This is a genomic window from Streptomyces sp. NRRL S-1813, from assembly GCF_000719605.1.
In the GTDB taxonomy this organism is placed as follows: Bacteria; Actinomycetota; Actinomycetes; order Streptomycetales; family Streptomycetaceae; genus Streptomyces; species Streptomyces decoyicus.
The window spans coordinates 1-26,469 of the sequence record NZ_JOHB01000012.1; the positions used below are offsets into that span (position 1 = coordinate 1).

At 68.5% G+C, this 26,469-nt stretch carries 26 protein-coding genes and 1 pseudogene; 23 read left to right on the plus strand and 4 right to left on the minus strand.

Annotated features, from left to right (window positions below):
- From IF67_RS39330 to IF67_RS0118525, 4 genes are all read left to right on the plus strand, one after another.
- A partial coding sequence (locus IF67_RS39330; RefSeq protein ID WP_037839553.1) for a vitamin B12 dependent-methionine synthase activation domain-containing protein occupies window positions 1-351 on the plus strand: 351 nt, incomplete at its 5' end.
- Between the two features lie 256 nt (window positions 352-607).
- Window positions 608-1,309 (plus strand): HAD family hydrolase, encoded by a 702-nt coding sequence (locus tag IF67_RS0118515; RefSeq protein ID WP_030986997.1) that lies wholly within the window; start codon window positions 608-610, stop codon window positions 1,307-1,309.
- Window positions 1,310-1,684: 375 nt separating this feature from the next.
- Window positions 1,685-3,292: an ABC transporter substrate-binding protein gene (locus IF67_RS0118520; protein ID WP_030986999.1), complete on the plus strand. Its 1,608-nt coding sequence runs from the start codon at window positions 1,685-1,687 to the stop codon at window positions 3,290-3,292.
- Between the two features lie 89 nt (window positions 3,293-3,381).
- Window positions 3,382-4,980: an ABC transporter substrate-binding protein gene (locus tag IF67_RS0118525; protein ID WP_030987000.1), complete on the plus strand. Its 1,599-nt coding sequence runs from the start codon at window positions 3,382-3,384 to the stop codon at window positions 4,978-4,980.
- A gap of 137 nt (window positions 4,981-5,117) precedes the next feature.
- Here IF67_RS0118525 and IF67_RS0118530 read toward each other — a convergent pair.
- Both IF67_RS0118530 and IF67_RS0118535 read right to left on the minus strand, forming a co-directional pair.
- Window positions 5,118-5,657: pseudogene (locus tag IF67_RS0118530) on the minus strand (response regulator); the annotation flags it as partial.
- 38 nt (window positions 5,658-5,695) lie between these two features.
- The gene (locus IF67_RS0118535) at window positions 5,696-6,586 is read right to left on the minus strand and encodes a RecB family exonuclease (protein ID WP_051818254.1); all 891 of its coding nucleotides are present in this window, start codon (window positions 6,584-6,586) and stop codon (window positions 5,696-5,698) included.
- A 234-nt stretch (window positions 6,587-6,820) separates the two neighbouring features.
- On the opposite strand from IF67_RS0118535, the gene IF67_RS0118540 reads away from it, so the two are divergent.
- From IF67_RS0118540 to IF67_RS0118550, 3 genes are all read left to right on the plus strand, one after another.
- On the plus strand, window positions 6,821-8,080 hold the full coding sequence (locus IF67_RS0118540; RefSeq protein ID WP_030987010.1) for a site-2 protease family protein: 1,260 nt from the start codon (window positions 6,821-6,823) through the stop codon (window positions 8,078-8,080).
- 173 nt (window positions 8,081-8,253) lie between these two features.
- Window positions 8,254-9,180 (plus strand): tRNA (adenine-N1)-methyltransferase, encoded by a 927-nt coding sequence (locus IF67_RS0118545; RefSeq protein ID WP_030987012.1) that lies wholly within the window; start codon window positions 8,254-8,256, stop codon window positions 9,178-9,180.
- 202 nt (window positions 9,181-9,382) lie between these two features.
- Entirely contained in the window at window positions 9,383-9,964 is a 582-nt protein-coding gene (locus IF67_RS0118550; RefSeq protein WP_078889502.1) for a hypothetical protein, read from the plus strand.
- A gap of 45 nt (window positions 9,965-10,009) precedes the next feature.
- Here IF67_RS0118550 and IF67_RS0118555 read toward each other — a convergent pair whose 3' ends face one another.
- Window positions 10,010-10,303, minus strand: a complete 294-nt coding sequence (locus tag IF67_RS0118555; protein WP_030987016.1) for a ferredoxin — start codon at window positions 10,301-10,303, stop codon at window positions 10,010-10,012.
- Between the two features lie 249 nt (window positions 10,304-10,552).
- Between IF67_RS0118555 and arc the strand changes: the two genes are divergently transcribed.
- The 6 genes from arc (at window position 10,553) to prcA (ending at window position 16,868) form a co-directional block, all read left to right on the plus strand.
- Complete coding sequence (gene arc / locus IF67_RS0118560) at window positions 10,553-12,319, plus strand: proteasome ATPase (protein ID WP_030987017.1); 1,767 nt, start codon at window positions 10,553-10,555, stop codon at window positions 12,317-12,319.
- Window positions 12,320-12,595: 276 nt separating this feature from the next.
- Window positions 12,596-14,107, plus strand: a complete 1,512-nt coding sequence (dop, locus tag IF67_RS0118565) for a depupylase/deamidase Dop (protein WP_078889503.1) — start codon at window positions 12,596-12,598, stop codon at window positions 14,105-14,107.
- Between the two features lie 189 nt (window positions 14,108-14,296).
- On the plus strand, window positions 14,297-14,515 hold the full coding sequence (locus IF67_RS0118570; protein WP_018087774.1) for a ubiquitin-like protein Pup: 219 nt from the start codon (window positions 14,297-14,299) through the stop codon (window positions 14,513-14,515).
- 5 nt (window positions 14,516-14,520) lie between these two features.
- Window positions 14,521-15,123, plus strand: a complete 603-nt coding sequence (locus IF67_RS39335) for an endonuclease VII domain-containing protein (protein ID WP_030987022.1) — start codon at window positions 14,521-14,523, stop codon at window positions 15,121-15,123.
- On the plus strand, window positions 15,075-15,920 hold the full coding sequence (gene prcB / locus IF67_RS0118580; RefSeq protein WP_030987024.1) for a proteasome subunit beta: 846 nt from the start codon (window positions 15,075-15,077) through the stop codon (window positions 15,918-15,920). The genes IF67_RS39335 and prcB overlap by 49 nt, the downstream gene beginning before the upstream one ends.
- 90 nt (window positions 15,921-16,010) lie before the next feature.
- Window positions 16,011-16,868: a proteasome subunit alpha gene (prcA, locus tag IF67_RS0118585; RefSeq protein WP_030987025.1), complete on the plus strand. Its 858-nt coding sequence runs from the start codon at window positions 16,011-16,013 to the stop codon at window positions 16,866-16,868.
- A gap of 44 nt (window positions 16,869-16,912) precedes the next feature.
- Here the strand turns inward: prcA and IF67_RS0118590 are convergent, their stop codons facing one another.
- Window positions 16,913-17,989 (minus strand): LacI family DNA-binding transcriptional regulator, encoded by a 1,077-nt coding sequence (locus tag IF67_RS0118590; RefSeq protein ID WP_030987029.1) that lies wholly within the window; start codon window positions 17,987-17,989, stop codon window positions 16,913-16,915.
- Window positions 17,990-18,109: 120 nt separating this feature from the next.
- Between IF67_RS0118590 and IF67_RS0118595 the strand changes: the two genes are divergently transcribed.
- From IF67_RS0118595 to tatC, 10 genes are all read left to right on the plus strand, one after another.
- Window positions 18,110-19,369, plus strand: a complete 1,260-nt coding sequence (locus IF67_RS0118595; protein ID WP_030987031.1) for an MFS transporter — start codon at window positions 18,110-18,112, stop codon at window positions 19,367-19,369.
- Window positions 19,370-19,378: 9 nt separating this feature from the next.
- Complete coding sequence (pafA, locus tag IF67_RS0118600; protein ID WP_030987033.1) at window positions 19,379-20,740, plus strand: Pup--protein ligase; 1,362 nt, start codon at window positions 19,379-19,381, stop codon at window positions 20,738-20,740.
- 237 nt (window positions 20,741-20,977) lie between these two features.
- A complete protein-coding gene (locus tag IF67_RS0118605) occupies window positions 20,978-21,886 on the plus strand; it encodes an FKBP-type peptidyl-prolyl cis-trans isomerase (protein WP_051818255.1) in 909 nt (302 codons plus the stop codon).
- Between the two features lie 57 nt (window positions 21,887-21,943).
- Window positions 21,944-22,318: an FKBP-type peptidyl-prolyl cis-trans isomerase gene (locus IF67_RS0118610; protein ID WP_030987037.1), complete on the plus strand. Its 375-nt coding sequence runs from the start codon at window positions 21,944-21,946 to the stop codon at window positions 22,316-22,318.
- A 140-nt stretch (window positions 22,319-22,458) separates the two neighbouring features.
- Complete coding sequence (locus IF67_RS0118615; RefSeq protein ID WP_030987039.1) at window positions 22,459-23,427, plus strand: helix-turn-helix transcriptional regulator; 969 nt, start codon at window positions 22,459-22,461, stop codon at window positions 23,425-23,427.
- 16 nt (window positions 23,428-23,443) lie between these two features.
- Entirely contained in the window at window positions 23,444-24,394 is a 951-nt protein-coding gene (locus IF67_RS0118620; RefSeq protein ID WP_030987042.1) for a helix-turn-helix transcriptional regulator, read from the plus strand.
- Window positions 24,395-24,452: 58 nt separating this feature from the next.
- Entirely contained in the window at window positions 24,453-24,713 is a 261-nt protein-coding gene (locus IF67_RS0118625) for a hypothetical protein (RefSeq protein WP_030987045.1), read from the plus strand.
- A gap of 16 nt (window positions 24,714-24,729) precedes the next feature.
- Window positions 24,730-24,933 (plus strand): hypothetical protein, encoded by a 204-nt coding sequence (locus tag IF67_RS0118630; RefSeq protein WP_030987047.1) that lies wholly within the window; start codon window positions 24,730-24,732, stop codon window positions 24,931-24,933.
- Between the two features lie 217 nt (window positions 24,934-25,150).
- Complete coding sequence (gene tatA, locus IF67_RS0118635) at window positions 25,151-25,438, plus strand: Sec-independent protein translocase subunit TatA (RefSeq protein WP_030084780.1); 288 nt, start codon at window positions 25,151-25,153, stop codon at window positions 25,436-25,438.
- A gap of 62 nt (window positions 25,439-25,500) precedes the next feature.
- Window positions 25,501-26,466 (plus strand): twin-arginine translocase subunit TatC, encoded by a 966-nt coding sequence (gene tatC, locus IF67_RS0118640; protein WP_030987049.1) that lies wholly within the window; start codon window positions 25,501-25,503, stop codon window positions 26,464-26,466.
- The last annotated feature ends 3 nt before the right edge of the window (window positions 26,467-26,469 follow it).

Below are 26,469 nucleotides of genomic sequence, written 5' to 3' on the forward strand. Positions count from 1 at the left end.
CTCTTCGAAGCCAACTCCTACCGCGACTACCTCGAACTCCACGGACTGTCCGTCCAGTTGGCCGAAGCACTCGCCGAATACTGGCACGCCCGGGTCCGCGCCGAGCTGGGCTTCGCGGGTGAGGACCCGGCCGATGTCGAGGACATGTTCGCGCTCAAGTACCGCGGCGCGCGCTTCTCGCTGGGTTACGGCGCCTGCCCCGACCTGGAGGACCGGGCCAAGATCGCCGACCTGCTCCAGCCGGAGCGGATCGGGGTCGAGCTCTCCGAGGAGTTCCAGCTCCACCCCGAGCAGTCCACCGACGCCATCGTGATCCACCACCCGGAGGCCAAGTACTTCAACGCGCGGTAGCCCGGTGCACCCGGCCGGGGCGACCCGCAGATCGCCCCGGCCGGATCGCTGTGTCGGTCGGTAACACTCGGTAATCCCGCATGAGCAGCTCTGGGCCGCCCGCAAAGGCCCCAGGACGCCGCCGACCTCTGCCAGGACGCATTTCGGCCCGTATCGTCGTACACTTATCGGTCCGGTAGTGGCCGGTCGTTTCCCCAGCCGGGGATGGCGACCGGCCCTTTCGTCCCTTCGGGGACGTCGTAACGGAGGTGGATGGATGACCAGCAGCATCCCCGTAGTCGGCACCCGAACGGCCCAAGCCGCGACCCTCCAAGCCGTATTCCTCGATCTGGACGGCACCCTCGTCGACACCGAGGGGTTCTGGTGGGAGGCGGAGGCGGAGGTCTTTGCCGAACTCGGCCACATCCTCGATGACACCCACCGCGAAGTCGTGGTCGGCGGCCCGATGACCCGCAGCGCCGGGTATCTGATTCAAGCCACCGGCGTCGACATCAGCCTGCCCGAGCTCAGCGTGCTCCTCAATGCCGCCTTCCTCGCCCGGATCCGGCGCGGCGTGCCCCTCATGCCGGGCGCCCGCAGGCTGCTGGCCGAACTGGCCGTGCACGGGGTGCCGGCCGCGCTGGTCTCCGCCTCGCACCGCGCCGTCGTCGACCAGATGCTGCATTCGCTGGGCCCGGAGAACTTCCGGCTGACCCTGGCGGGCGACGACCTGGAACGCACCAAACCGCACCCGGACCCGTATCTGACGGCTGCCGCGCGGCTGGGGGCGGACCCGGCGTGCTGTGCGGTCATCGAGGACACGCTGACCGGTGTGACCGCAGGTGAGGCGGCGGGCTGCCCGGTCGTGGCGGTGCCCTCGGTGACCCCGATCCCGCCGGCCGTGGGGCGCACGGTCGTGCGTTCGCTGGAAGAAGTGGATCTGTCATTTCTCCGAACGCTCATCACGGAAAGCCGTTGAGCCGTGCACTGAGCGTGGTTCGGAGAAAGCCGCCCGGAACCGAGGGGAGCGGCCCGCTCATTTTCCGTGACGAATGCGATGACTGAATTTCTGCATCGCCCCGGGTCCTTGAATGCGTGACGTTTCTCACGTGCCGGGCCGTCGACAGCGGGCCCCATGGGTGGTCCAGGGGGTGTCTCGGGGGTCTTCGGCGGGGGTAAGTGTCCGGATTGGTGGAGCAACGCGCGAATCGTTCCACCGTCCGGATATCGATCGCCCGGCTGTCGTTATCCACGCGCCATATCGATACAACTCCTTTCTGTCTGAGAGCGGCTGGCCGTTCCTACTAATGTCGACGCGAGCAACACCTCTGCGCTGATAAGGAACCTGCCCACGATGAATCGCAAGACCCTGGTGCTGCCGGCGCTGGCCGGTCTCCTCGCCCCCGTTCTCGCTGCCTGTGGCAGCACGGACGGTGCGGGCGAAGGCGGCGATCCGATCGTCGTGGGAGTCGCCACCCAGATCGAGGCGACCAAGGCGGCGCCCGCGCCGCTCGACCCGGCGCAGGCCTATGACGTCGACGCGTGGAACATGCTGCGCGGCACCCTCCAGACGCTGATGCGGCTGCCCAGAACCGGCACCGCGCCGGTGCCCGAGGCCGCCGAGTCCTGCGGGTTCCGCGACACCCAGAACGAGCAGTACCGCTGCAAGCTGCGCAGTGGCCTGAAGTTTTCGAACGGTCATGCCCTGACGGCGCAGGACGTCAAGTTCTCCATCGACCGTATGCGGACCATCAACAACACCAACGGCCCGGTGTCGCTGCTCAACGACATCGACAAGGTCGAGGCGCCCAGCGACACCGAGGTGGTCTTCCACCTCACCAAGCCGGACGCCACGTTCCCGCAGAAGCTCGCCACGCCCGCGGCGGCCATCGTCGACGGCGCCGTGTACCCGAAGGGCCGCCTCTACAGCGGCTTCGACGTGGTCGGCTCCGGTCCGTACACCCTCAAGACGGAGCGCAAGAACAACCACATCACCAAGGCCACCTTCACCAAGAACCCCACCTACAAGGGCGGGGTGAACGTGAAGAACGACAAGGTCGAGATGCGGTTCTTCGCCGACTCCCAGGCCACGGAGACGGCGCTGCGCAAGGGGAGCGTCGACCTGATGTACCGCGGGCTGTCGCCCGACCAGATCAAGGGCCTGGAGAACGCCCGCGACAAGCACCTCATGCTCCAGGAGATGCCGGGCCAGGAAATCCGCTACCTCGCCTTCAACACCAAGGACCCGGCCGTCTCCAACAAGGCCGTGCGGAAGGCGATGGCGCAGATCGTCAACCGCTCGGACCTGGTACGCGACGTCTACTCCTACACCGGCGACCCGCTCTACTCGATGGTTCCCACCGGCCTCACCGGTCACATCAACTCGTTCTTCAGCAAGTACGGGAACCCCAGCGTCGCCGCCGCTCGCAAGACGCTCCAGCAGGCGAACATCAACACCCCGGTGAAGTTCACGCTCACCTACACCACGAGCCACTACGGCTCCAGCACCGGCAAGGAAGTCCGCGCGCTGGCGAGCCAGCTCAACAGCACCAAGCTGTTCGACATCGGCGTCAAGGGCGTCGACAGCTGGCAGCAGTTCCGCACCGACGCCCTGGACGGCAAGTACAGCGTCTACAACATGGGCTGGTTCGCCGACATCCCGGACCCGGACAACTACATCGCGCCGTTCATCGGCAAGCAGAACTTCCTCGGCTCCCCCTACCGCAACACCAAGATCGAGTCGCAGCTGATCCCGGACAGCCGGCAGCAGTCCGACCGCAACGCCGCCGCGGCCAACTTCAAGGAGGCGCAGGACATCATCGCCGATGACGTACCGCTCCTCCCGCTGTGGCAGGGCAAGCAGTACGTCGTCGCCCGCGACGACGTCACGGGCATCGAGTGGGCCCTCAACTCCTCCTCCTCGCTCCAGATCTGGGAGCTCAGCCGCGGCGTCGCCGACTGAGCCCGCGGACGCGGCCCATGCAGTACACACCCGCCGCGGCCACCCCGCCGCGGCCCGACAGGCACCACCCAGAACGTGAGGACCGTTTAGTGAGGAAGCGTGACCAGTGGCTGGCCGCCCCGATCGGAGCGGGGCTGGCAACAGCTCTGCTCGCGGTCGCCGGGTGCGGCACGGACGACTCGGGAGCGGCCGGCAACGGCGAGCCCGTGGTCATGGGAATGACGGACAAGGTCGTGTCCACCGACCCCGCGGCCGGATACGAGCCCGGCTCCTGGCTGTTGTTCAACAACGTCTTCCAGTCCCTGCTGAGCTTCCCCAAGGGAGGCACCACCCCCGAGCCGGAAGCAGCCGAGCGCTGCGGGTTCACCGACGGGGAGAGCAAGGTCTACCGCTGCACCCTGAAGGACGGCCTCACCTTCAGCAACGGTGACAAGCTGACCTCCAAGGACGTCAAGTACTCCTTCGACCGCACCCGGCGCATCAAGGACGTGAACGGCCCCGCCGTGATGTTCTCCGCGCTGGACAAGGTCGAGGCGCCGGACGCCAAGACCGTGGTCTTCCGGCTGAAGTCGCCCGACGCGACCTTCCCCATGAAGATAGCCTCGGGCGCCGGCTCCATCGTCGACCACGCCGAGTACCCCGCCGACCGGCTGCGCACCGACGGCAAGGCCGTCGGCTCCGGCGTCTACACCCTCAAGGACTACAGCTCCCAGAAGGCCGTCTTCGCCGTCAACGGCTCCTACAAGGGCCCGGCCAAGGTCAAGAACTCCGGTATGACCGTGAAGTTCTTCAACGCCGCCGACAAGCTCAAGAAGGCCGTCGAGGGCGGCGATGTCGATGTCGCCTACCGCGGTCTGGCCATGAAGGACATCGCGGCGCTGGACAACGCCTCCCTCGAGCAGCAGCACGGTACCCAGGTCGTGGAGGGCGCCAGCGCCGAGGTCATGCACCTGGTGTTCAACCTCAAGGACCCGGTCGCCGGCAAGCCGGGCGTGCGGAAGGCGATCGCCTACCTCCTGGACCGCTCCACCCTCGTCCGGGACGTCTACCAGCGCACCGCGGTGCCGCTGTACTCCATCGTCCCGGCCGGCATCACCGGCCACAGCACCTCCTTCTTCGACACCTACGGCGACCGCCCCAAGCCCAACAAGGCGAAGGACGCGCTGCGCTCCGCCGGCCTCAACGGCAAGGTGCCGCTCACGCTGTGGGCCACCCCCGACCGCTACGGCCCCGGCACCGTCCCGGCCTTCGAGGAAATCGCCCAACAGCTCAACCACAGCGGGCTGTTCGACGCCAAGGTGCGCACCCTGCCCACCAAGGAGTACGAGCAGGGCATGGCCGACGGCAAGTTCGGCGTCTACGTCAAGGGCTGGATCCCCGACTATCCGGACCCCGACAACTTCACCGCGCCGTTCTTCGGCAAGGACAGCGTGGTGGCCAACAACTACAGCTCGCCCACCATCACCGGCCAGCTGCTGCCCAAGACGGCCGACCAGCCGAACCGCGGCGCCACCAAGGCCCAGTTCCGGGAGCTTCAGAAGATCGTCGCGGAGGACGTGCCGATGATCCCGATCTGGCAGGGCAAGCAGTACGCGGTGGCCCGCGACGGCATCTCCGGTCTGGAATGGACGCTGGACTCCTCGACCGTCTTCCGGTTCTGGGAGATCAGCAAGGCCACCGACGCCTGACCCGGCGCTGAAGCGGAGGTCTGACCGGCTCCTCTCACCACGACGGCGGGGCTCCCGGGGGATTCCCGGGGGCCCGCCGGCGGGGGGGGGGGAGGCGGTCAGGCCCCCGCTTCACCGCCGGGGCAGGCGGCGGGGTACGCGGCGATCTCCGCATTCGACAACCCGCGCGCCACCAGCTTCAGCACCTCCACCTCGCGCTCGGTGAGGGTGTGCAGCGTGTCCGGAACCGGCTCCTCGCCCGACGGCAGATGCCCCGCGTACTTGTCCAGCAGCCGGCGCGTGATGCTCGGCGCGAGCATCGCCTCGCCGCCCGCCACCACACGGATCGCCTGCACCAGTTCATTGGCCGGCGCGTCCTTGAGCAGGAAGCCGCTCGCCCCCGCCCGCAGCGCCTCGACGACATACTCGTCCAGATCGAAGGTCGTCAGCACCAGCACCTTCGCCGGGCCGTCCTTCGCCGGGCCCGTGATCTGCCGGGTCGCCTCGACGCCGTCCATCCGGGGCATCCGGATGTCCATCAGCACCACATCGGGTTGCAGCGCCCGCACCTGCTCCAGCGCCTGAAGACCGTCACCGGCCTCCCCGACGACCGCCAGATCCTGCTCCGCCTCCAGAATCATCCGGAATCCCGTACGCAGCAGGGGCTGGTCGTCGACCAGCAGGACGCGGATGGCCACGAGCTCTCCTTTGATAGGCCTGTCCGGGCGATCAGCGCCTAGATTTCCCCCATTCTGCCCTGCGGCACCACACCGCCGTCCGCCGGGCGGACCTGGAGCGGATACACCGGGGGAGTGCCGCCGAATTCCGGACAGTGCGCCTGGTGGTCGCACCAGCCGCACAGCTTCGTCGGCCGCGGCCGCCAGTCGCCCGTCGCCGTCGCCAGCCGGATCGCCTCCCACAGCGCCAGCAACTTCCGCTCCACGCCCCGCAGATCGGCCTCACCCGGGTCGTACGTCACCACATCGCCGCTGCCCAGATAGACCAGCTGGAGCCGCCGCGGCACCACACCGCGCAGCCGCCACATCACCAGCGCATAGAACTTCATCTGGAACAGCGCGCCCTCGGCGAACTGCGGCCGCGGCGCCTTGCCGGTCTTGTAGTCGACGATCCGAACCTCGCCCGTCGGCGCGACATCCACCCGGTCGATGAACCCCCGCAGCCGGAGTCCCGAATCCAGCACCGTCTCGACATACAGCTCACGGTCCGCCGGCTCCAGCCGCGTCGGATCCTCCAGCGAGAACCACCGCTCCACCAGCGCCTCGGCCTCCGCCAGCCACTGCGCCAGCCGCTCACCCTCCGCGTCCTCGGCGAACAGCTCCGCCAGCTCCGGCCGCTTGGCGAGCAGCTTCTCCCACTCGCCCGGGACCATCGCGCGCGCCCCGACGGCCGTACGCTCCGCCGCCGGAGCGTCGAAGAGCCGCTCCAGCACCGCATGCACAACCGTGCCGCGCGTCGCCGCCGCGCTCGGCTTCTCGGGGAGTCTGTCGATCACCCGGAAGCGGTACAGCAGCGGACACTGCATGAAATCGCTCGCCCGCGACGGCGACAGCGCCACCGGCGCCCGCGCCGGCTCCCCAACCTGCGTCTCCGCCCCGGCAGTCTCCATGCCGGACCCGCCTTGCCCACTCTGCGTGCCCGCCTCGGCCTGCTCCGTGCTCCATCCCATGCCACAAAACCCTACGGCCCGCCACTGACAAGCGCGGACGGGTCACCGCGCAAGGGCCCCGCAGCGGAACGGGCCGGGGCACTCCGCATACCATCGACGCCGGACCCCTGCGCCCTGCATGATCGAGATATCAGGCCGAGCAGGGGCGAAAGCCGTATTCGATGAGGGGACGCCGTGGACGAGAGCGGGAAGTCGCAGGACCCCGAGGAGTCCGTGCGGTCCCAGCCGCCCGAGCCGCCCGAGCCCGGCAAGGAGCCCAGGACACCTCCGCCGGGCAAGAGGAGGGGCGGCGGCATCCTGATGGGCCGTCCCTTCGGCGTGCCCGTCTACGTCGCCCCCAGCTGGTTCCTCGTCGCCGCCCTGATCACCTGGGTCTTCGGCGGACAGCTGGAGCGCGTACTTCCCGAGCTGGGCGCCGCCCGCTACCTCGTGTCGCTCTTCTTCGCGGTCGCCTTCTACGCCTCGGTGCTGGTCCACGAACTGGCCCACACCGTGGCCGCGCTGCGCTTCAAGCTCCCCGTACGCCGCATCCAGCTCCAGTTCTTCGGCGGCGTCTCGGAGATCGAGAAGGAGACCGAGACCCCCGGCAGGGAATTCGTCCTCGCCTTCGTCGGCCCGCTGCTCTCCCTCGCCCTCGCCGGGGTCTTCTACGCCGCTATGCAGCTGGTCGAGCCCGACACCGTCCCCGGCGTCCTGGTCGCCGGCCTGATGATCTCCAACCTCATCGTGGCGATCTTCAACCTGCTGCCCGGCCTCCCCCTGGACGGCGGCCGGATGCTGCGCGCCCTCGTCTGGAAGATCACCGGCAAGCCCATGAGCGGCACCATCGCCGCCGCCTGGGTCGGCCGCGCGCTCGCCGTCACCGTCCTCATCGGACTGCCGCTGCTCACCCACACCGGCGCCCTCGGCAACGCCCGGCCCGAGATCGGCGGCGCCGACTCGCTCACCGACGCCCTGCTCGCCGCGATCCTCGCCGCCATCATCTGGACCGGCGCCGGCAACAGCCTGCGCATGGCCCGGCTACGGGAACGCCTCCCCGACCTCACCGCCCGCACCCTGACCCGGCGCGCCGTCCCCGTCGAGACCGACACCCCGCTCTCCGAGGCGCTGCGCCGCGCCAACGACGCCGGCGCCCGCGCCCTGGTCGTCGTCGACCGTCAGGGCACCCCCACCGCCCTCATCCGCGAGGCCGCCATCGTCGGGGTCCCCGAGCACCGCCGCCCCTGGGTCCCCGTGGGCACCCTCGCCCAGGACCTCAAGGAAGGCATGCGGGTCTCCGCCGAACTCGCGGGAGAGGACCTCCTGGAGTACCTGCGTGCCACCCCCGCCACCGAATACCTCGTCGTCGAGGAGACCGGCGAGATCTACGGCGTGCTGTCCACCGCCGACGTCGAGCGGGCCTTCGTCTCCGCCATGGCCCGTAAGGCTGCTTAGCCGGGCTCGGTTCGCCTCCAAGGGCGCCGAAGCCGGTGTCGGGGAGAGCGACCGTGCTCAGCCCCTCCTCCGCCGGGGTCTGCGCTCGCTCTCCCGACACCGGCGCGCCCCCGTCGGCTCACTCGCCCTGCCCACTGGTCCGCGGCGTCCCGACGGGCCGGTAGGCTGGTCACATGTCCGAACCGACCGGTGCCGCCCGCCGTCGCGGGCCCTTCAAGGTCGGGGACCAGGTCCAGCTCACCGATCCCAAGGGACGCCACTACACCTTCACGCTCGAAGAGGGAAAAAGCTTCCACACCCACAAGGGAGCTTTCCCCCACGACGAGCTGATCGGTGCTCCCGAGGGCAGTGTTGTCCGTACCACCGGGAACGTCGCCTACCTCGCGCTGCGCCCGCTGCTCCCCGACTATGTCCTGTCCATGCCCCGCGGTGCCGCCGTGGTCTACCCCAAGGACGCGGGGCAGATCCTGGCGATGGCCGACATCTTCCCCGGCGCCCGCGTCGTCGAGGCCGGTGTGGGCTCCGGCTCGCTCAGCAGCTTCCTGCTGCGCGCCATCGGCGACGACGGCATGCTGCACTCCTACGAGCGCCGCGCCGATTTCGCCGAGATCGCCACGCAGAACGTCGAGCGCTACTTCGGCGGTCCGCACCCCGCATGGACGCTCACCGTCGGTGACCTCCAGGACAACCTCTCCGACGCCGACGTCGACCGGGTCATCCTCGACATGCTCGCCCCCTGGGAGTGCCTGGAGGCCGTCTCCAAGGCCCTGGTCCCCGGCGGTATCCTCTGCGCCTACGTCGCGACGACGACGCAGATGGCCCGCACCGTCGAGGCGATCCGCGAACACGGCACCTTCAACGAGCCGTCGGCCTGGGAAACCATGGTCCGCACCTGGCACGTCGAGGGCCTCGCCGTCCGCCCCGACCACCGCATGATCGGCCACACCGGCTTCCTGCTGACCGCCCGCCGCCTCGCCGACGGCGTCGAGCCCCCGCTGCGCCGCCGCCGCCCGGCCAAGGGCGCCTACGGCGAGGACTACACAGGGCCCGGCAAGGACCAGGCAGCAGCTTCCGGAGGCGGCTCGGCCGAGCGCGGCTGACCGTCCGGAACCGGCCAACGAACCACCAGGCGCCGCCGACGAGTTCCCCGCCGGGAACCGCCGGCGGCGCTCCTTCGTTTCCACCACCGGATCTGCACGGAAAACTCCGGCCCGGCCGGTTCCTTGGCGCATCCTCCTGTGGAACGATGCTGGGCACTCCCACCGGTACAGCACTTCACAGGAGTTACCCCGCGTGCAGCCCATGGCAGGCCAGGACCTTTTGCACACCCAGCCGCGCCCCATGCACTGGCTCGCCACCGCCACCGCCATCTCGGCGGTCGTCGCGGCAGCGTCCCTCCTCCAGCCCCCCGACGCCAAGGCCACGACCTCCTCCCCCGCCGCCGCCACGGCCGGGCAGCACTCCGCGGCCGCCCCCGACCCGGACAAGGTGACCTTTCCGGTCGACTGCGGCCCCAACCGCCTCGACGTGGTGAAGAAGGCCTCGGGCGACCTCGACGGCGACGGGACGACCGAGACGGTCGCAGTGGTCCGCTGCCACAGCGGGACCGGCACGCCCCCCAGCGGCGTCTACGTCCTCGCGCAGCCGTCCGACGCCGGCGCCGCACCCCGGATCGTGGCGACACTCCTCGCGCCCGCCCGGCAGCGCAGCGTCCAAACCCTCACCATCAAGGATGGCGCGATCTCAGCGGCGCTCCTGGGCTACTCCACGCTTGACGTTCCGCGCTGCTGCCCGGACGTGCACAAGAGCGCCAAGTGGCAATGGAAGGGCGGGAAGTTCGTTCAGAGCGAACTTCCCGCCGCGATGGGCACCAGGCGTGTGTGACCCGTCACACGAGGTGGCCGGCCGGCGCGTTCCGCGCCGCGCCGGCTACTCCGCGTCCGGGCCGTAGACCTCGACGAGGTCTTTGACGCGGCGGACGTGGATGCAGTCCCCGGGGCACTCCTTCGCGGAGTCCCGCACGTCAGCGAGCAGCTTCAGCGGGACGGGCGTTGCCGCGCCCTTGTCCTGGAGCAGCTCGTCGTCGTCGCTCTTCACATAAGCCAGCCCGTCGATGTCGAGCTCGAAGACCTCCGGCGCGTACTGCGCACAGATGCCGTCCCCGGTGCACAGATCCTGGTCGATCCACACTTCCAGCTCTGGGGCTTCGTCCTGCGCGGTCATCTCGCCTGCCGTTCCTGCGTACGTGAACCGTTTTTGCCTAAGTGGCGCCAGCCCTGACGGGTGTTGACCGACTCGACGATACAACCGCTCGCTTTCTGATGTTGTTGGGTGGGTATTCCCTTGGCGTGAGGACGTGCGCAAGGGTGAAGATCGGACACGCCCCGACAGTCTTTTCGATCTAGGGGTTTCAACCTGCACCGGCCCAGGTAGGGTCAGGAAGCGTCCAGCTCCTTGGAGGAGGTGAGGACCGTGGCAGCCCACGACGACGACATCAACCGCGGCATCCGGCCGGGGCGAGGGTCTGAAGATCCCGCCGGTCAGGTTGCCTATCTTGAGCAGGAGATCGCCGTCCTGCGACGCAAGCTCGCCGACTCTCCGCGTCACACGAGGATTCTCGAAGAGCGGATCGTCGAGCTCCAGACCAACCTGGCCGGCGTCTCGGCGCAGAACGAGCGTCTCGCCAATACTCTCCGCGAGGCGCGCGACCAGATCGTCGCGCTCAAAGAGGAGGTCGACCGGCTCGCGCAGCCGCCGGCCGGCTTCGGTGTCTTCCTACAGGCGAACGAGGACGACACCGTCGACATTTTCACCGGAGGCAGAAAACTCCGGGTGAATGTCAGTCCCAGCGTGGAGACCGAGGGCCTCAGGCGCGGCCAAGAGGTCATGCTCAATGAAGCGCTCAACGTGGTCGAGGCCATGGCGTACGAGAGCGCCGGCGACATCGTCACCCTCAAGGAGATCCTCGAGGACGGCGAGCGCGCCCTGGTGATCGGGCACACCGACGAGGAACGGGTGGTGAGGCTCGCCGAGCCGCTGCTGGACATCACCATCCGCCCCGGCGACGCCCTGCTGCTCGAACCTCGTTCCGGCTACGTCTACGAAGTCATCCCGAAGAGCGAGGTCGAGGAACTCGTCCTCGAAGAGGTTCCGGACATCGACTACACCAAGATCGGCGGTCTGGGCGGCCAGATCGAACTGATCCGGGATGCGGTCGAGCTTCCGTACCTCTACCCCGACCTCTTCAAGGAGCACGAACTCCGCCCGCCCAAGGGCGTCTTGCTCTACGGCCCGCCGGGCTGCGGCAAGACTCTCATCGCCAAGGCGGTCGCCAACTCTCTCGCCAAGAAGGTCGCCGAGGTGACCGGGCAGCCCGCGGGGAAGAGCTTCTTCCTCAACATCAAGGGCCCCGAGCTGCTCAACAAGTACGTCGGTGAGACGGAGCGGCACATCCGGCTGGTCTTCCAGCGCGCCAGGGAAAAGGCGAGCGAGGGCACCCCCGTCATCGTCTTCTTCGACGAGATGGACTCCCTCTTCCGCACCCGGGGATCCGGCGTCAGCTCGGACGTGGAGAACACCATCGTCCCGCAGCTGCTCTCCGAGATCGACGGTGTCGAGGGCCTCGAAAACGTGATCGTGATCGGCGCCTCGAACCGTGAGGACATGATCGACCCGGCGATCCTGCGCCCGGGCCGCCTCGACGTGAAAATCAAGATCGAGCGTCCGGACGCGGAAGCCGCCAAGGACATCTTCTCGAAGTACCTCACCGAAAGGCTCCCGCTGCACTCCGACGACCTCGCCGAACACGGCGACTCGCGGAAGGCCGCAGTAAGCGGAATGATTCAATCCGTCGTCGAGCAGATGTATGCGGAATCCGAGGAAAATCGCTTCCTGGAGGTCACCTACGCCAATGGTGACAAGGAAGTCCTCTACTTCAAGGACTTCAACTCCGGTGCGATGATCGAAAACATCGTAGGACGCGCAAAGAAGATGGCCATCAAGGCCTTCCTCGAACACAATCAGAAGGGGCTTCGGGTCTCCCACCTCCTCCAGGCATGCGTGGACGAGTTCAAGGAGAACGAGGACCTGCCCAACACCACCAACCCGGACGACTGGGCCCGGATCTCCGGAAAGAAGGGCGAGCGGATCGTATACATCCGCACGCTCGTCACCGGAAAGCAGGGCGCGGACACCGGTCGCTCCATCGACACGGTGGCGAATACCGGCCAATACCTGTAACACCGCTCTCCGGCTGCGGATGTCCTGCACGGGGCGTCCGCAGCCGGATGCTTTTCCGGGGGCGCCAGAGCCGCACCTCATAAGGGCGCGGTGGACCAGGAAAAACCGGACTGGAGCAATGACTGTAATGATCTCCACAGCGCCGCAAAGGCGTTCTAGGCTCTTCGGTACCGCTGCGTCACGCTGTGCGGACGTGGGGCACGCACTCGGACCGGAAGCACAGCGGTACTTGAGCGCCGACCCCATCAGGGGGCGCCGCCGGGCAAGGAGGGCCGCATGACCGTACGGCGAGTAATGGGAATCGAGACGGAGTACGGGATCTCCGTCCCCGGCCACCCGAACGCCAATGCCATGCTCACCTCGTCCCAGGTCGTCAACGCCTACGCGGCCGCGATGCACCGGGCACGCCGTGCCCGCTGGGATTTCGAGGAGGAGAACCCGCTGCGGGACGCCCGCGGCTTCGACCTCTCCCGCGAAAATGCGGACGCCAGCCAGCTCACGGACGAGGACATCGGCCTGGCGAACGTGATCCTCACGAACGGCGCCAGGCTCTACGTCGACCATGCCCACCCCGAATACAGCGCCCCCGAGGTCACCAATCCGTGGGACGCCGTCCTCTGGGACAAGGCCGGCGAGCGGATCATGGCCGAGGCCGCCGAACGGGCCGCCCAGGTCCCCGGCGCCCAGCCCATCCACCTCTACAAGAACAACACCGACAACAAGGGCGCCTCCTACGGCACGCACGAGAACTACCTGATGAAGCGGGAGACCCCCTTCTCGGACATCGTGCGGCACCTGACGCCGTTCTTCGTCTCCCGCCAGGTGGTCACCGGCGCCGGCCGGGTCGGTATCGGCCAGGACGGTCATGAGCACGGCTTCCAGCTCAGCCAGCGCGCCGACTACTTCGAGGTGGAGGTCGGCCTGGAGACGACGCTCAAACGGCCCATCATCAACACCCGCGACGAACCGCACGCGGACGCGGAGAAATACCGCCGGCTGCACGTGATCATCGGGGACGCGAACCTCTCCGAGATCTCGACGTATCTGAAGCTGGGCACCACCTCCCTGGTGCTCTCCATGATCGAGGACGGCTTCATCGCCGTCGACCTGGCCGTCGACCAGCCCGTCCGCACCCTCCACCAGGTCTCGCACGACCCCACCCTGCAACACCTGATCACGCTCCGCAGCGGCCGCACGCTCACCGCCGTACAGCTCCAGATGGAGTACTTCGAGCTGGCCCGCAAATACGTCGAGGACCGTTACGGAGCGGATGCGGACGACCAGACCAAGGACGTCCTGACCAGGTGGGAGGACGTGCTCGGCCGGCTGGAGAACGATCCGATGAGCCTGTCCGGCGAGCTGGACTGGGTCGCCAAGCGCGAGCTGATGGAGGGCTACCGGCGCCGCGACGGCCTGGACTGGGACGCGGCGCGGCTGCACCTCATCGACCTCCAGTACGCCGACGTACGGCCCGACAAGGGCTTGTACAACCGTCTGGCGGCACGCGGCAAGATGCAGCGCCTCCTGGACGAGCCACAGGTCGAGCGGGCCGAGCAGAAGCCTCCAGAGGACACCAGGGCCTATTTCCGCGGCCGCTGCCTGGAGCAGTACGCGGACGATGTCGCGGCCGCCTCATGGGATTCGGTCATCTTCGACCTGCCCGGTCGTGACTCCCTGCAACGGGTTCCCACACTGGAGCCGCTGCGGGGGACCCGTAAGCACGTCAAGGAGCTCCTTGACCGCTGCCGGACCGCGGAGGAGCTGGTGAGGACGCTGTCCGGCCGCTGAGTTTCAGCAGGTGCACGACAGAATTTGTCGGGATGCACAGCCGATCCACGGCTGAAATCGTCGCGGGGCGGGAATCATCGAGGTGACTCCCGGGCGTTGCAGCAAGTGCAGGGCCGATGTCGGACCCTGCTTGTAGGGTCGGATCTTGAAGGTCACATCGAGCGGGGCGAACCGAGCGGGGTGAGGGACATGGCGACCAAGGACAGCGGCGGCGGACAGGCAAAGGCCACGCGTTCCACCGAAGAGGTCGAGGAGCAGACGCAGGATGCGGAGGCCTCGGAAGACCTCAAGGAACGCCAGGAAAAGTTGTCGGACGACGTGGATTCCGTTCTGGACGAAATCGACGATGTACTCGAGGAAAATGCCGAGGATTTCGTGCGGAGCTTCGTGCAAAAAGGCGGACAATAGGCCATATGTCCGACTCGGTCGACAAGGAATGCACCGGGTGTAATCGCCGTTTACCGCTGCCCTCGTTTGCTGCGGACAAGAACCGGCGTGGTGGACTCCAGGTGCGGTGTCGGGAGTGCGTGGCGGAGTACGGAGCCACGTACTACCGGCGCCGCCGCAAGGCTCTGGGGAAGACCGTGCGGGAAAAGGTGGATGTCCCGCCTGGACACAAGCTGTGCCGCACCTGCGGGGAGATCAAGCCACACAGCGAGTGGCATCGTAACGCGACCGCCTCCGACGGCCTCTCGACACGCTGCAAGGCGTGCCGGGCCGTCCAAAGCCGAGCGGGCCACCTCAAGCGCCACTACGGCCTCACCGTGGCCGAACGGGACGCGATGATCAAGGAGCAGTTCGGTATCCGCCCGATCTGTCTCAGGCCGGGCCCGAGGCATGTGGATCACGACCACGATACGGGTAAGGTCCGAGGCGTACTGTGCTTCAACTGCAATTCGGCACTCGGCAAGTTGAGGGATGACCCCGACGCCATGCGCAGGGCCATCGCATATCTGGAAGGAAACGTGTGGAAGCCAATACTCGAAGCACCGGGCGTCTACCGGCTGCCTTCCTGACGCCTGGATCCTCGTCGTTCATGGATTTCCTCGGCGAGCACTCGCCCGGTCTGCTGCCCAGCAACCGCCCGTTGCCGCCGGTGCAGGGTGCCATCGAGGCGCCGCACGGCACGACGATCGTTGCCGCGGCGTTCCCGCAAGGGGCGGTGCTCGCCGGTGACCGGCGGGCGACAATGGGCAATGTCATCGCGCAGCGTGATATCGAGAAGGTTTTCCCGGCCGACGAGTATTCGGCGGTCGGCATCGCGGGCACGGCAGGCCTCGCGGTGGAGATGGTCAAGCTCTTCCAGCTGGAGCTGGAGCACTTCGAAAAGGTCGAGGGTGCCCAACTCTCCTTGGAGGGCAAGGCGAATCGTCTGTCGACGATGATTCGCAGCAATCTGGGGATGGCCATGCAGGGCCTGGCCGTGGTGCCGTTGTTCGCCGGCTATGACCTCGACCGCGAGAAGGGCCGTATCTTCTCGTACGACGTGACCGGCGGGCGGTCGGAGGAGCACGGCTTCGCGGCGACGGGTTCCGGCTCTGTCTTTGCGCGCAGCGCGCTGAAGAAGCTCTTCCGGGAAGATTTCACGGAGAATCAGGCCGCCACCGCCGTCGTCCAGGCGCTCTATGACGCCGCCGACGACGACTCGGCGACCGGCGGGCCCGATATGGCGCGGAGGATCTACCCCATCGTCACGGTGATCACCGAAGACGGCTTCAAGAAGCTCACCGACGACGAGGTCTCGGAGATCGCCCGTGCCGTGCACGCGCGCCGCCTCGAACAGCCCGACGGCCCGCGCGCCGCGCTGCTCTGACGGGACGGATGTTCCGTAATGCTCCCCCGGCTCGGCCGGGGGAGCCCCCAGCCACTGCGAGACCTTTTGACAGGAAGGGACGGATAGCCGGTGTCGACGCCGTTCTATGTCTCACCCCAGCAGGCCATGGCCGATCGCGCCGAGTACGCCCGCAAGGGCATTGCCCGCGGCCGTAGTGTCGTGGTGCTGCAATACACCGACGGCGTGGTCTTCGTCGCCGAGAATCCCTCCCGCGCCCTGCACAAGGTCAGCGAGATCTATGACCGGATCGCTTTTGCGGCGGTCGGCAAGTACAACGAGTTCGAGAATCTGCGGATCGGCGGTGTGCGCTACGCCGATCTGCGGGGCTACACCTACGACCGTGAGGATGTGACCGCGCGGGGCCTGGCGAATGTCTATGCCCAGACGCTCGGCACGATTTTCTCCAGCGCCGCCGAGAAGCCGTACGAGGTCGAGCTGATCGTTGCCGAGGTCGGTGCCGCCCCTGAGGACGACCAGATCTACCGGCTGCCGCACGACGGCTCGATCGTCGACGAGCACGGGTCGGTGGCGGTCGGTGGCAGCGCCGACCAGATCAGCAGCTATCTCGACCAGCGTCACCGCGACGGTATGACGCTGGCCGAGGCGCTCAAGCTGGCGGTGGATTCGCTCTCCCGGGACAACAACGGCGGTGAACGTACGCTGACCGCCGAGCAGCTCGAGGTCGCGACGCTGGACCGTACGCGCCCGCAGAAGCGCAAGTTCAAGCGGATCCTGGGGCGGCAGCTGTCCCGGCTGCTGGACGAGAGCGGCGGGGCGGATGCCGGGGACGCGGCGGATGCGGATGCCGGTGCCGGGGAGTCCGGGACCGCCGCCGAGGGCGCCGGGGACAAGGGCGCCAAGGACAAGGGGACCAAGGGCAAGGGCGCTTCGGGCGAGGACGGCCCCGAAGGGGAGCCTCTGCTCTGACGCAACGCTGTGGGGCGGATGCCCCTGTCGCGCGCCCCGGTGGGTCATTCCCCGCCGGGGCGCGCGGCGTTTTCGGGGGCGTCCGGGGGCGGGGCGGTGGAGCCGCGGGTGATCAGTTCGACCGGCAGGGTGGGGGCATCGGCGGGGCGGCCGTCGAGCACGCTCATCAGGGCCCGCATGCCGGCCTCGCCGAATTCCTCGGCGGGCAGTCGTACGGTCGTGAGCTCCGGCTCGACGGCGACGGCCAGGGCCAGGTCGTCGAAGCCGGTGACGGAGACGTCCTCGGGGACCCGCAGGCCCAGCCGGCGTACGGCCTTGCAGGCGCCCGCGGCGATGATGTCGTCGTCGCAGAGCAGCGCCGTGGGGCGGGGGCCGGGGGCGGTCAGGGCGGCATGTGCGGCGTGCAGCCCGGCGTCGACACCGAGGGCGGCCGGTCGGCGGCGCAGCAGCGTGCCGGGGACGCCGTCGCATGCTGCGCTGACGGCGCGGGCGCGCAGGTCGAAGGTCCAGGAGTGCACATCGGCCGCGAGGTGGGTGATGCGGCGATGGCCGAGCGCTGTCAGATGGGCGGCCAATTGTCGCGCGCCGTCGGCGATGTCCAGGTTGACGGTGGCGGTGGCCCGGTCGTCGTCGGGGTCGCTGTCCAGCATGACCAGCGGCAGGTCGGCGTCCCGGAGGGCGGTGAGGGCCTTGGCGGCCATGGACGAGGCGATCACGCCGTCCAGGGTGGCCGAGGCGGAGCCGAAGGGGTCGCGGGCGGGGCCGATGCCTTCGGGGGAGGGGTAGAGGACCACTCCGAAGTCGTGGTCGGCGGCGATCCGGGCCGCGCCGGTGTAGACGCGGGCGAAGAATTCGGTGGTCAGGGCGGGGACGACCAGCAGGGCGGTGCGGGTGCGGCCCATCCGCAGGCTGCGGGCGGCGAGGTTGGGACGGTAGCCCAACTGGCGGGCGGCGGTGCGGACGGCCTCGGCCTTGGCGGGGGAGACCCGGCCGCGCCATTTGTCGCCCAGGACGAGTGAGACGGCGGCCTGGGAGACTCCGGCGGCGCGGGCCACGTCCCGGCTGGTGGTGCGGCCGCCTGCCGGGCGCCTGCCGGGTGTGGTGGTCTCGTTGCTGGTCACCTGGGGTATCGCTCCTCGCGTCGCCGTTGCGGGGTGGACCTGGGGTGGGGGTCATGATACGTATAACGGCGAAGGTTATACGTATCATGTCCGTCCGCTCCGGACGGGAAAGGGGCAGGGATGGCCGCGGGATATGCGGAGCTGCTCAGAACCCGGCACGCGGCCCGGCTCCTGGTGGGGACGCTGGTCGGCAGGCTGCCGAACGCCACCGCCGCGCTGGCGGTGGTGCTCTTCATCCGCGCCGAGGGCGGCAGCTACGCCCTGGCCGGCGCGCTCTCCGCGGTCTACGGCGTCTGCAATGCCGTCGGCCAGCCACTGCTGGGCCGGGCGGTGGACCTCTACGGCCAGCCGCGGGTGATGCTGCCCGCCTCGGTGCTCTCGGCGCTCGGTACGGCGCTGCTCGCGGTCGTCGGCCTGGATGTGCTGTGGCTCGCCTTCGTCGCCATGGTGATCGCCGGTTTCTTCACCCCGCCCCTGGAGGGCGGCCTGCGGGCGCTGTGGCCCGGGGTCCTCAAGCGCGCGGACCGGGTGCATGCCGCCTATGCGCTGGACGCGGTGGCGCAGGAAGTCATGTTCGCGGTGGGGCCCTTGCTGGTGACGCTGTGCGTGGCGGCCTGGTCGGAGGGGGTGGCGCTGCTGGTGATCAACCTGATCGGGGTGCTCGGCGCGCTCTCCGTGGTCGTCTCCGAGCCGTCCCGGCAGTGGCGCAGCGGTCCGCGGGAGGCGCACTGGCTGGGTGCGTTGCGTTCGGCCGGGATGCTGGTGCTGATCGGCGCGTTCTTCTTCGTGGGGCTGGCGCTGGGGTCGATCGCGGTCGCGGCGGTGGCGTACGCCGATGAGCACGGCGGGGGGATGGTCTCCAGCTTGCTGCTGTCCTCGCTGGGTGTCGGCGCGCTGGCCGGTGGCCTCGTCTACGGCGCGCGCGAATGGCCGGGGCGGCCGGAGGGCCGGCTGCGGCTGTTGACCGCCCTGCTGGCACTGGGCTATCTGCCGCTGGTGCTGGTGCCGGGTGTCATCGGGATGACGGCGTTGACCGGTGTCGCGGGGGTGTTCCTGGCGCCGGCGCTGGCCTGTGCGTTCGTGGTGGTGGACCGGCATGCGCCCAAGGGCACGGTGACGGAGGCGTTTTCCTGGCTGGTGACGACGTTCGGTGTCGGGTCGGCGGTGGGCGCTTCGGTGGTGGGTCCGGCCGTGGGGAGCGGCGGCGCGGTGGCGGGTTTCGCGGTGGCCGGAGCCGGTGGGCTCGCCGCGCTGCTCGTCCTTTTGTCGACGAAGCGATTTCTCGGGGATCCCGTGCTGCGTACGGCAGATGCGGCCCCGGCGGAAAATGATCGAAACGGGGCCGTCGAACTCGGTTTCAGAGCAGGCCGTCAGGCGTAATGTTCAGTCATGGACCGCCGCATTTTCGGGCTGGAGAACGAGTACGGCGTCACGTGCACGTTCAGGGGACAGCGCCGACTGTCGCCTGACGAAGTGGCGCGGTACCTCTTCCGCCGTGTCGTGTCATGGGGCCGCAGCAGCAATGTCTTCCTGCGGAACGGCGCCCGCCTGTACTTGGACGTGGGATCGCACCCGGAATATGCAACTCCCGAGTGCGACAACGTGACCGAACTGGTCACTCACGACAAGGCCGGCGAGCGCATTCTCGAAGGCCTGCTCGTCGACGCCGAACGCCGCCTGCACGAGGAGGGAATCGCGGGCGACGTCTATCTCTTCAAGAACAACACCGATTCGGCGGGAAACTCCTACGGGTGTCACGAGAATTATCTCGTCGCCCGCCATGGTGAGTTCTCCCGGCTCGCGGACATCCTCATTCCGTTCCTCGTCACCCGTCAGCTGCTGTGCGGCGCGGGCAAGGTGCTACAGACTCCGCGTGGCGCCGTCTACTGCGTCAGCCAGCGTGCGGAGCACATCTGGGAGGGCGTCTCCTCGGCGACGACCCGCTCCCGGCCGATCATCAATACCCGCGACGAACCGCATGCGGATGCCGAGCGGTACCGCCGGCTGCATGTCATCGTCGGTGACTCCAATATGTCCGAGACGACCATGATGCTGAAGGTCGGGGCCACCGATCTCGTCCTGCGCATGATCGAGGCGGGCACGGTCATGCGGGATCTGACGCTGGAGAACCCGATCCGGGCCATCCGCGAGGTCAGTCATGACATCACGGGCCAGCGCAAGGTGCGGCTGGCCAGCGGGCGCGAGGCATCGGCGCTCGAAGTCCAGCAGGAGTACTACGAGAAGGCCGTGGATTTCTGCGACCGCCGCGGAATCCGTACGGGCACCGTCGAGCAGGTCCTGGAACTGTGGGGCCGCACGCTCGAGGCGATCCGGGACGAGCAGCTCGACCGTATCTCGACCGAGATCGACTGGGTGATGAAACATCAGCTCATCGAGCGGTATCGCACAAAGAACAACATCACCATGTCCCACCCCCGGGTGGCGCAGATAGACCTCGCGTATCACGACATCCACCGCCGCCGAGGGCTGTACTACCTCTTGGAGCGGAAGGGGCAAGCGGCGCGGATCTGTAACGACTTGAAGATTTTCGAGGGCAAGTCGGTGCCGCCGCAGACCACCCGCGCCAGGCTGCGCGGCGACTTCATTCGCCGGGCCCAGGAGCAGCGCCGTGATTTCACAGTCGACTGGGTGCATCTCAAGCTGAATGACCAGGCGCAGCGCACGGTCCTGTGCAAGGACCCGTTCCGTTCGGTGGACGACCGGGTGGAGAAGCTGATCGCCGGCATGTGAGCCGATTCCGGTGAGTGTCCGGTGCACCGCGCCCGGGCGGATTTCCCCTCGTGGGTCCACGGCGGGAAATCCGACCCGTTCGGGTGGCGGTGCCCGAGGCGTGTGAGGCCGGTGAGGGTGCCGGTCGAGTGCAACAGTGGCGGGGTCCATGTGACATGGACCCCGCCACTGTTGCGTGGCGTGGTTAGAGTGGCCCAGTCCATTTACATTGATCGCAGCCCGTCTTGAGGGATTTACGTGCGCCGACGCCGAATCGCAGCCCTGATCGCCGTGCCCCTGCTTCTCGTCTCCGCAGCGGCCTGCGGCAATGACGACTCACCCAAGGCCGGCTCAGTGCCGGCGGTGAGCGGGCAGGCGGACGCCAAGCCCAAGGTGGCAAAGGGCGAAGGTGACCCGCCCAAGAAACTTCAGGTCAAGGTGCTGAAGAAGGGCAACGGCCCGGCGGTGAAGAAGGGCGACGCCCTCAACGCCAACTACCTCGGCCAGACCTGGACCGGCTCCGCCTTCGACAACAGCTGGGACCGTGGTGCCCCGGCCACCTTCGAGATCGGCAGCGGCAAGGTCATCAAGGGCTGGGACGAGGGTCTGGTGGGCCAGAAGCTCGGCAGCCGCGTCGAGTTGGTGATCCCGCCGGACAAGGGTTACGGCGCGCAGGCGCAGCAGAAGATTCCGGCGAACTCCACGCTGGTCTTCGTCGTGGACCTCAAGAAGGTCATGCCGAACAAGATCGAGGGCAAGCCGGTCGCGCAGGACAACGCCGAGCTGCCCAAGGTGGGCACCAACATCGACGGCAAGGCGCCGAAGATCACCATCCCCAAGGGCCAGGACGCCCCGAAGGGCATCGAGAGCGAGACGATCATCGAGGGCAAGGGCCCGAAGATCGGCACCAAGGCCACCGTACGTGCCAACTACACGGTGGCCACCTGGAAGGACGGCAAGGTGATCGCCGACACCTGGGCACCGGGGCAGTCCGGGGCGCAGGAGGTGCCCATCGCACAGCTGCCGGGCTGGCAGGAAGGCCTCAAGGGCAAGAAGGCCGGCAGCCGGGTGCTGATCGTGGTGCCCAAGAGCAAGCTGACCCCGGACCAGCAGAAGTCCATCGGATCGGATCTTGCCTTCTCCGTGGATGTCCTCAGCGTCAGCTGACGTTGATCTGCGAGACTGAGGCAGTAATCGTAAAGATTCGTAAGTAGGAGCACATTCGTGAGCATCGACAAGCCCGAGATCGACTTTCCTGAGGGCGCGGCTCCCACCGAGCTCGAGATCGTGGACCTGACGGAGGGCGACGGGCCGGTCGCCAAGGCCGGGGACACCGTCTCCGTCCACTATGTCGGCGTGTCGTTCAGCACCGGCGAGGAGTTCGACGCGAGCTGGAACCGCGGCAAGCCGCTCCAGTTCCAGCTGGGCGCCGGCCAGGTCATCGCCGGCTGGGACCAGGGCGTGCAGGGCATGAAGGTCGGCGGCCGCCGTCGGCTGACCATCCCCGCGCACCTGGCGTACGGCGACCGCGGTGCCGGCGGCGGCCGGATCGCCCCGGGCGAGACGCTGATCTTCGTCTGCGACCTGGTCTCCGTCTGAGACCGGTGCCGGTCGCCGTGCGCGACCGCTGCTGACGTGTCCGAGGGCCCGTGCCGAGATGGCGCGGGCCCTCCGGCTTTTGCCCTGACCTCCCCGAGCGGTACGGTCAACGATCGGGAGTTCAACAAGAAAGGGCGTCGATGGCGATTGCCAAGGCCGAGCGGCTGATGAACCTGGCGCTGTGCCTGCTGGGGACACGACGCCCGCTGACCAAGCGTGAGCTCAGGTCGTCCATCGAGGCCTATATCGAGGCGAGCAGCGACGACTCGTTCAACCGCATGTTCGAGCGCGACAAGGATGACCTGCGCGAGCTCGGCCTGGTCATCGAGACCGTCGAGGGCATCGAGGGCGACATCGGCTATCTCGCCCGCCGCGACAGCAACCGACTGCCCCCGATCACGCTGGACGCCGAGGAGGCCGCCGCCCTGGGGCTGGCCGCGAAGATCTGGCAGCAGGCCCGGCTGGCGGGCGCCGCCAGCGGCGCGCTCCAGAAGCTGCGCGCGGCCGGTATGCCGCTGGCCGGTGACGGGGCGGGCTATGACGCCGGGCAGCCGCACAGCGCTCTGGAACCCCGTATCCCGGCCCATGAGGCCGCCTTCGAGCCGCTGATGCTGGCCTGCCGCGACCGCCGCCCGGTCGTCTTCGACTACCGCAAGTCGAACGCCGCCCACCCCGAGCAGCGGCAGGTCGAACCGTGGATCCTCGAATGCTGGCGGGGTCATTGGTACGTGGCCGGCTGGGACCGCGAGCGCAAGGCGGAGCGGGTCTTCCGGCTCTCCCGGATCACCGGCAAGGTCCGTTCCCGGCAAGGGGCGTTCACCGCTCCGGTGCCCGATCACGTCACCGTCCGCGAGACCGTCGAGAGCTGGGCCGGGGAGACCGCCACCGGCACCGCACGGATCAGGCTCCGTGCCGAGCACGGCTATCCGCTGCGCGCCCGTGCGCTCACCGTTCGCGACCTGGGCGACGGCTGGGACGAACTGGAGATCCCCAACGGCCACGGACTCGACGCCTGGCTGGTGGAGTTCGGGCCCGACGTGGTCGTACTGGAACCCGCGGAACTGCGTGCCGAGGTCATCGACCGGCTGCGCGCCGTGGCCAAGGGCTGAGAGGGATAAGAGACCCATGGCGACGAACGCGATCGACCAGACCCGCCGGATGCTGTCCCTGGTGACCTATCTGCGCGAGCGCCCCGGTGCCCGCGTCGGTGATGTCGCCCGCGCCTTCGGCATCACCGAGGACGAGCTGATCACCGACCTCGACATCCTGCCGATGTGCGGTACGAGCTTCCGCGGCGGCGACCTCCTGGACATCGACACCGACGGCGACCGCATCTGGTGGCACAACCCCGACGATGTCGCGGAGCCGTTGCGGCTGGCCGCCGACGAGGCGACCGCGCTGCTCGTCGCGGCCCGTGCGGTGGCCACCCTCCCCGGGCTGCGCGAGGGCGACCGGCAGGCGCTGCTGCGCGCCACTGCGAAGCTGGAGGCGGCGGCCGGTGAGGCGGCCGGCGCCAGTGCCCGGCTGTCGGTGACCTTCGAGTCCGAGGGCGGGGTGTTCGCCGACGTGGACCGCGCCATCGCCGAGCGGCGCCGGCTGTGGCTGCGCTACTACTCCCCGGCCCGTGACGAGCTGACCGAGCGCGAGGTCGACCCGATCCGGCTCTTCGCCGTCGGACACACCTATATGGAGGCGTGGTGCCGGCTCTCGGAGGCCCGGCGCACCTTCCGTCTCGACCGGGTCGCCGAGATCAAGCTGCTGGACGCGCCCGCCGACCCGCCGCCGGTCGAGCTGCGCGATCTGTCGGAGGGGCTGGTACAGCCCGCGGCCGAGGACCCCGAGGTGTCCATCGAGGTCGGGCCCGGCGGCCGCTGGGTCGCCGAGTACTACCCGCACGACAGTGCCGAGGAACTCCCCGACGGCGGACTGCGCATCACGCTGCGCACCCCCGACCCGGCCTCGCTGCGGCGGCTGGCGCTGCGACTGGGCCGCGACGGCCGGATCGTGGCGCCGCAGGCCCTCGCGGACAGTGCGCGGCAGGCCGCCGACCAGGCGCTCGCGGCGTACGGCGAGTGAGCGCGGCGGACCGGGTGGCGCGCCGCGTCGCGCAGGGAGAAGGAGGAGGCAGCGAAGGATGACGTCCACGAGGGCGACCACCGCCCTGGCGGGCATGACCGCCCCGGTGCTCTTCAAGGCGGCCTGCCCGGACTGCCGGGGCCGCTTCGAACTGGCCTCGGACGCCTTCCGGCTGGCGATCGGCGGCAGCAGCCGCACCACCTTCTACTCCTTCACCTGCCCCGACTGCCGCCGCGCGGTGCGCAAACCGGCCGGCGAGCGGATCATCGAGCTGCTCACCGGCGGCGGGGTCCGCACGCTGCGGCTGCACACGGGCTGACCGATAGGCTCGCCCCATGCTCTGGCCCATGATCGCAATCGCTCTCGGCTTCGTCGGGATCGCCGTGCTCGGCGTCCTCGCCGTCCGCGTCTTCGCCGAAGTACGACGGCTTGCCCGCCAGGTCGGAGCGACGTCGGAGCGGATCCAGCGGGCTGCCGAGGACCTGGAGCGGGCGGCGGCACCACTGGCCGCATCGGCGCATTGGCGGGAAACGGAGTAGCGGGCGTGACGGGCCGAAGCTCTCGTACGTGTGGACGGTAGGCTGTTCCGCAGGGCCGAAGCGTGAGGCCCGGCCCGCTACTCGGAGTGCGCACAGGGGTTGCCCAGCGTTTACCCGTGAGCGTTACGATCGCTGCTAGCACGGCGGGCGGACGGATGTCCGGCCAAGTCAGGTAGCTCCATCCCCAGCCGCCTCGGTGAGAAGGTAGACGCTTATGTTGTTCGGAAAGATCGGCGCTCCCGAGATCATTCTCATTCTCGTCGTCGTCGTCCTGCTGTTCGGCGCCAAGAAGCTGCCCGACATGGCGCGCTCGCTCGGCAAGTCCGCCCGCATCCTCAAGAGCGAGGCGAAGGCGATGAAGTCCGAGGGCGGCCAGAAGCAGGAAGCCCCCTCCGACCCGCCGAACCCCGACTCGCAGAGTGCGACCCGGACGATCAAGGCGGCGCCTGGTGACGTGAACGGTGCTCGGCCGGTTGCCGAGAACGATCACAGCGTGCAGCGCTGAATCCAGGGCTTGACTGTGGCAGTGGCGCGTCCACTGCCCGTCGCATGAGATGAGGACGTGGGTTGCTCAAGTCTGCCCCCAACACACAACAGAAGGCGAAAGACCCCGAGGGGCGCATGCCTCTCGTGGAGCACCTGCGCGAGCTCCGCAACCGGCTCGCCAAGGGCTTGCTGGCCATTGTCGTCGCGACGGTCGTCGCGGCCTTCTTCTACGAAGAGATCATCAACTTCTTCACGAAGCCGGTGTTGCAGTCGGTGGGCTGCAACTCGCTCTTCACCGACCTCGCCAAGCAGGAGAAGGGCTCGCGATGCGCCAGCATCGTGATGATGGACCTGCTCGGCCCCTTCACCCTCGCGCTGAAGGTCTCCCTGGTCGCCGGTCTCATCCTGTCGGCGCCGGTCTGGCTCTACCAGCTCTGGGCCTTCCTCGCCCCGGGGCTGCACCGGAACGAGAAGAAGTACACGCTCAGCTTCGTCGGCGTGGGCTTTCCGCTGTTCGTGGCCGGCGGCTACTTCGCGTACCGGGTGCTGCCCACCACGGCGGACGTCCTCATCGCCTTCACCCCGGCCGGCATCGGCAACCTCCTCACGCTGGACAAGCTGCTCGACCTCATCGCCAGGATGGTCATCGTCTTCGGCCTTTCCTTCGAGCTGCCTCTGCTCCTGGTCATGCTGAACTTCGCCGGCGTCATCACCGGCAAACGCATGCTCGGCTGGTGGCGGGCGATGGTCATGGGCATCACGGTCTTCGCGGCGATCGCGACGCCGAGTACGGACCCGCTGACCATGCTCGCCCTGGCCATCCCGATCACCGTGCTGTACTTCGGCGCCGTCGGGGTTGCGCTGGCCAACGACGCCCGGCGGCGGCGACGGCTCGCGGCAGGACCGGCCGACGACGAGGCCTCCGACCTTGATCTGACGCCTACGGAGATCGGCGAGATCGAGCCGGTGGCGGCGACCGCGGCGTTGCCGGAGCAGGCAAGCGGAGATGGCGACGTGAAGCGCGGCAGCTTCGACGACGTCACCTGACGA

Excerpts from the sequence above, each read along its gene's own strand:
- IF67_RS0118515 (WP_030986997.1), top strand. The coding sequence starts at position 608 with ATGACCAGCAGCATCCCCGTAGTCGGCACCCGAACGGCCCAAGCCGCG.
- IF67_RS0118520 (WP_030986999.1), top strand. The coding sequence starts at position 1,685 with ATGAATCGCAAGACCCTGGTGCTGCCGGCGCTGGCCGGTCTCCTCGCC.
- IF67_RS0118535 (WP_051818254.1), bottom strand. The coding sequence starts at position 6,586 with ATGGAGACTGCCGGGGCGGAGACGCAGGTTGGGGAGCCGGCGCGGGCG.
- IF67_RS0118545 (WP_030987012.1), top strand. The coding sequence starts at position 8,254 with ATGTCCGAACCGACCGGTGCCGCCCGCCGTCGCGGGCCCTTCAAGGTC.
- IF67_RS0118550 (WP_078889502.1), top strand. The coding sequence starts at position 9,383 with ATGGCAGGCCAGGACCTTTTGCACACCCAGCCGCGCCCCATGCACTGG.
- IF67_RS0118555 (WP_030987016.1), bottom strand. The coding sequence starts at position 10,303 with ATGACCGCGCAGGACGAAGCCCCAGAGCTGGAAGTGTGGATCGACCAG.
- dop (WP_078889503.1), top strand. The coding sequence starts at position 12,596 with ATGACCGTACGGCGAGTAATGGGAATCGAGACGGAGTACGGGATCTCC.
- IF67_RS0118570 (WP_018087774.1), top strand. The coding sequence starts at position 14,297 with ATGGCGACCAAGGACAGCGGCGGCGGACAGGCAAAGGCCACGCGTTCC.
- IF67_RS39335 (WP_030987022.1), top strand. The coding sequence starts at position 14,521 with ATGTCCGACTCGGTCGACAAGGAATGCACCGGGTGTAATCGCCGTTTA.
- IF67_RS0118595 (WP_030987031.1), top strand. The coding sequence starts at position 18,110 with ATGGCCGCGGGATATGCGGAGCTGCTCAGAACCCGGCACGCGGCCCGG.
- pafA (WP_030987033.1), top strand. The coding sequence starts at position 19,379 with ATGGACCGCCGCATTTTCGGGCTGGAGAACGAGTACGGCGTCACGTGC.
- IF67_RS0118615 (WP_030987039.1), top strand. The coding sequence starts at position 22,459 with ATGGCGATTGCCAAGGCCGAGCGGCTGATGAACCTGGCGCTGTGCCTG.
- IF67_RS0118620 (WP_030987042.1), top strand. The coding sequence starts at position 23,444 with ATGGCGACGAACGCGATCGACCAGACCCGCCGGATGCTGTCCCTGGTG.
- IF67_RS0118625 (WP_030987045.1), top strand. The coding sequence starts at position 24,453 with ATGACGTCCACGAGGGCGACCACCGCCCTGGCGGGCATGACCGCCCCG.
- IF67_RS0118630 (WP_030987047.1), top strand. The coding sequence starts at position 24,730 with ATGCTCTGGCCCATGATCGCAATCGCTCTCGGCTTCGTCGGGATCGCC.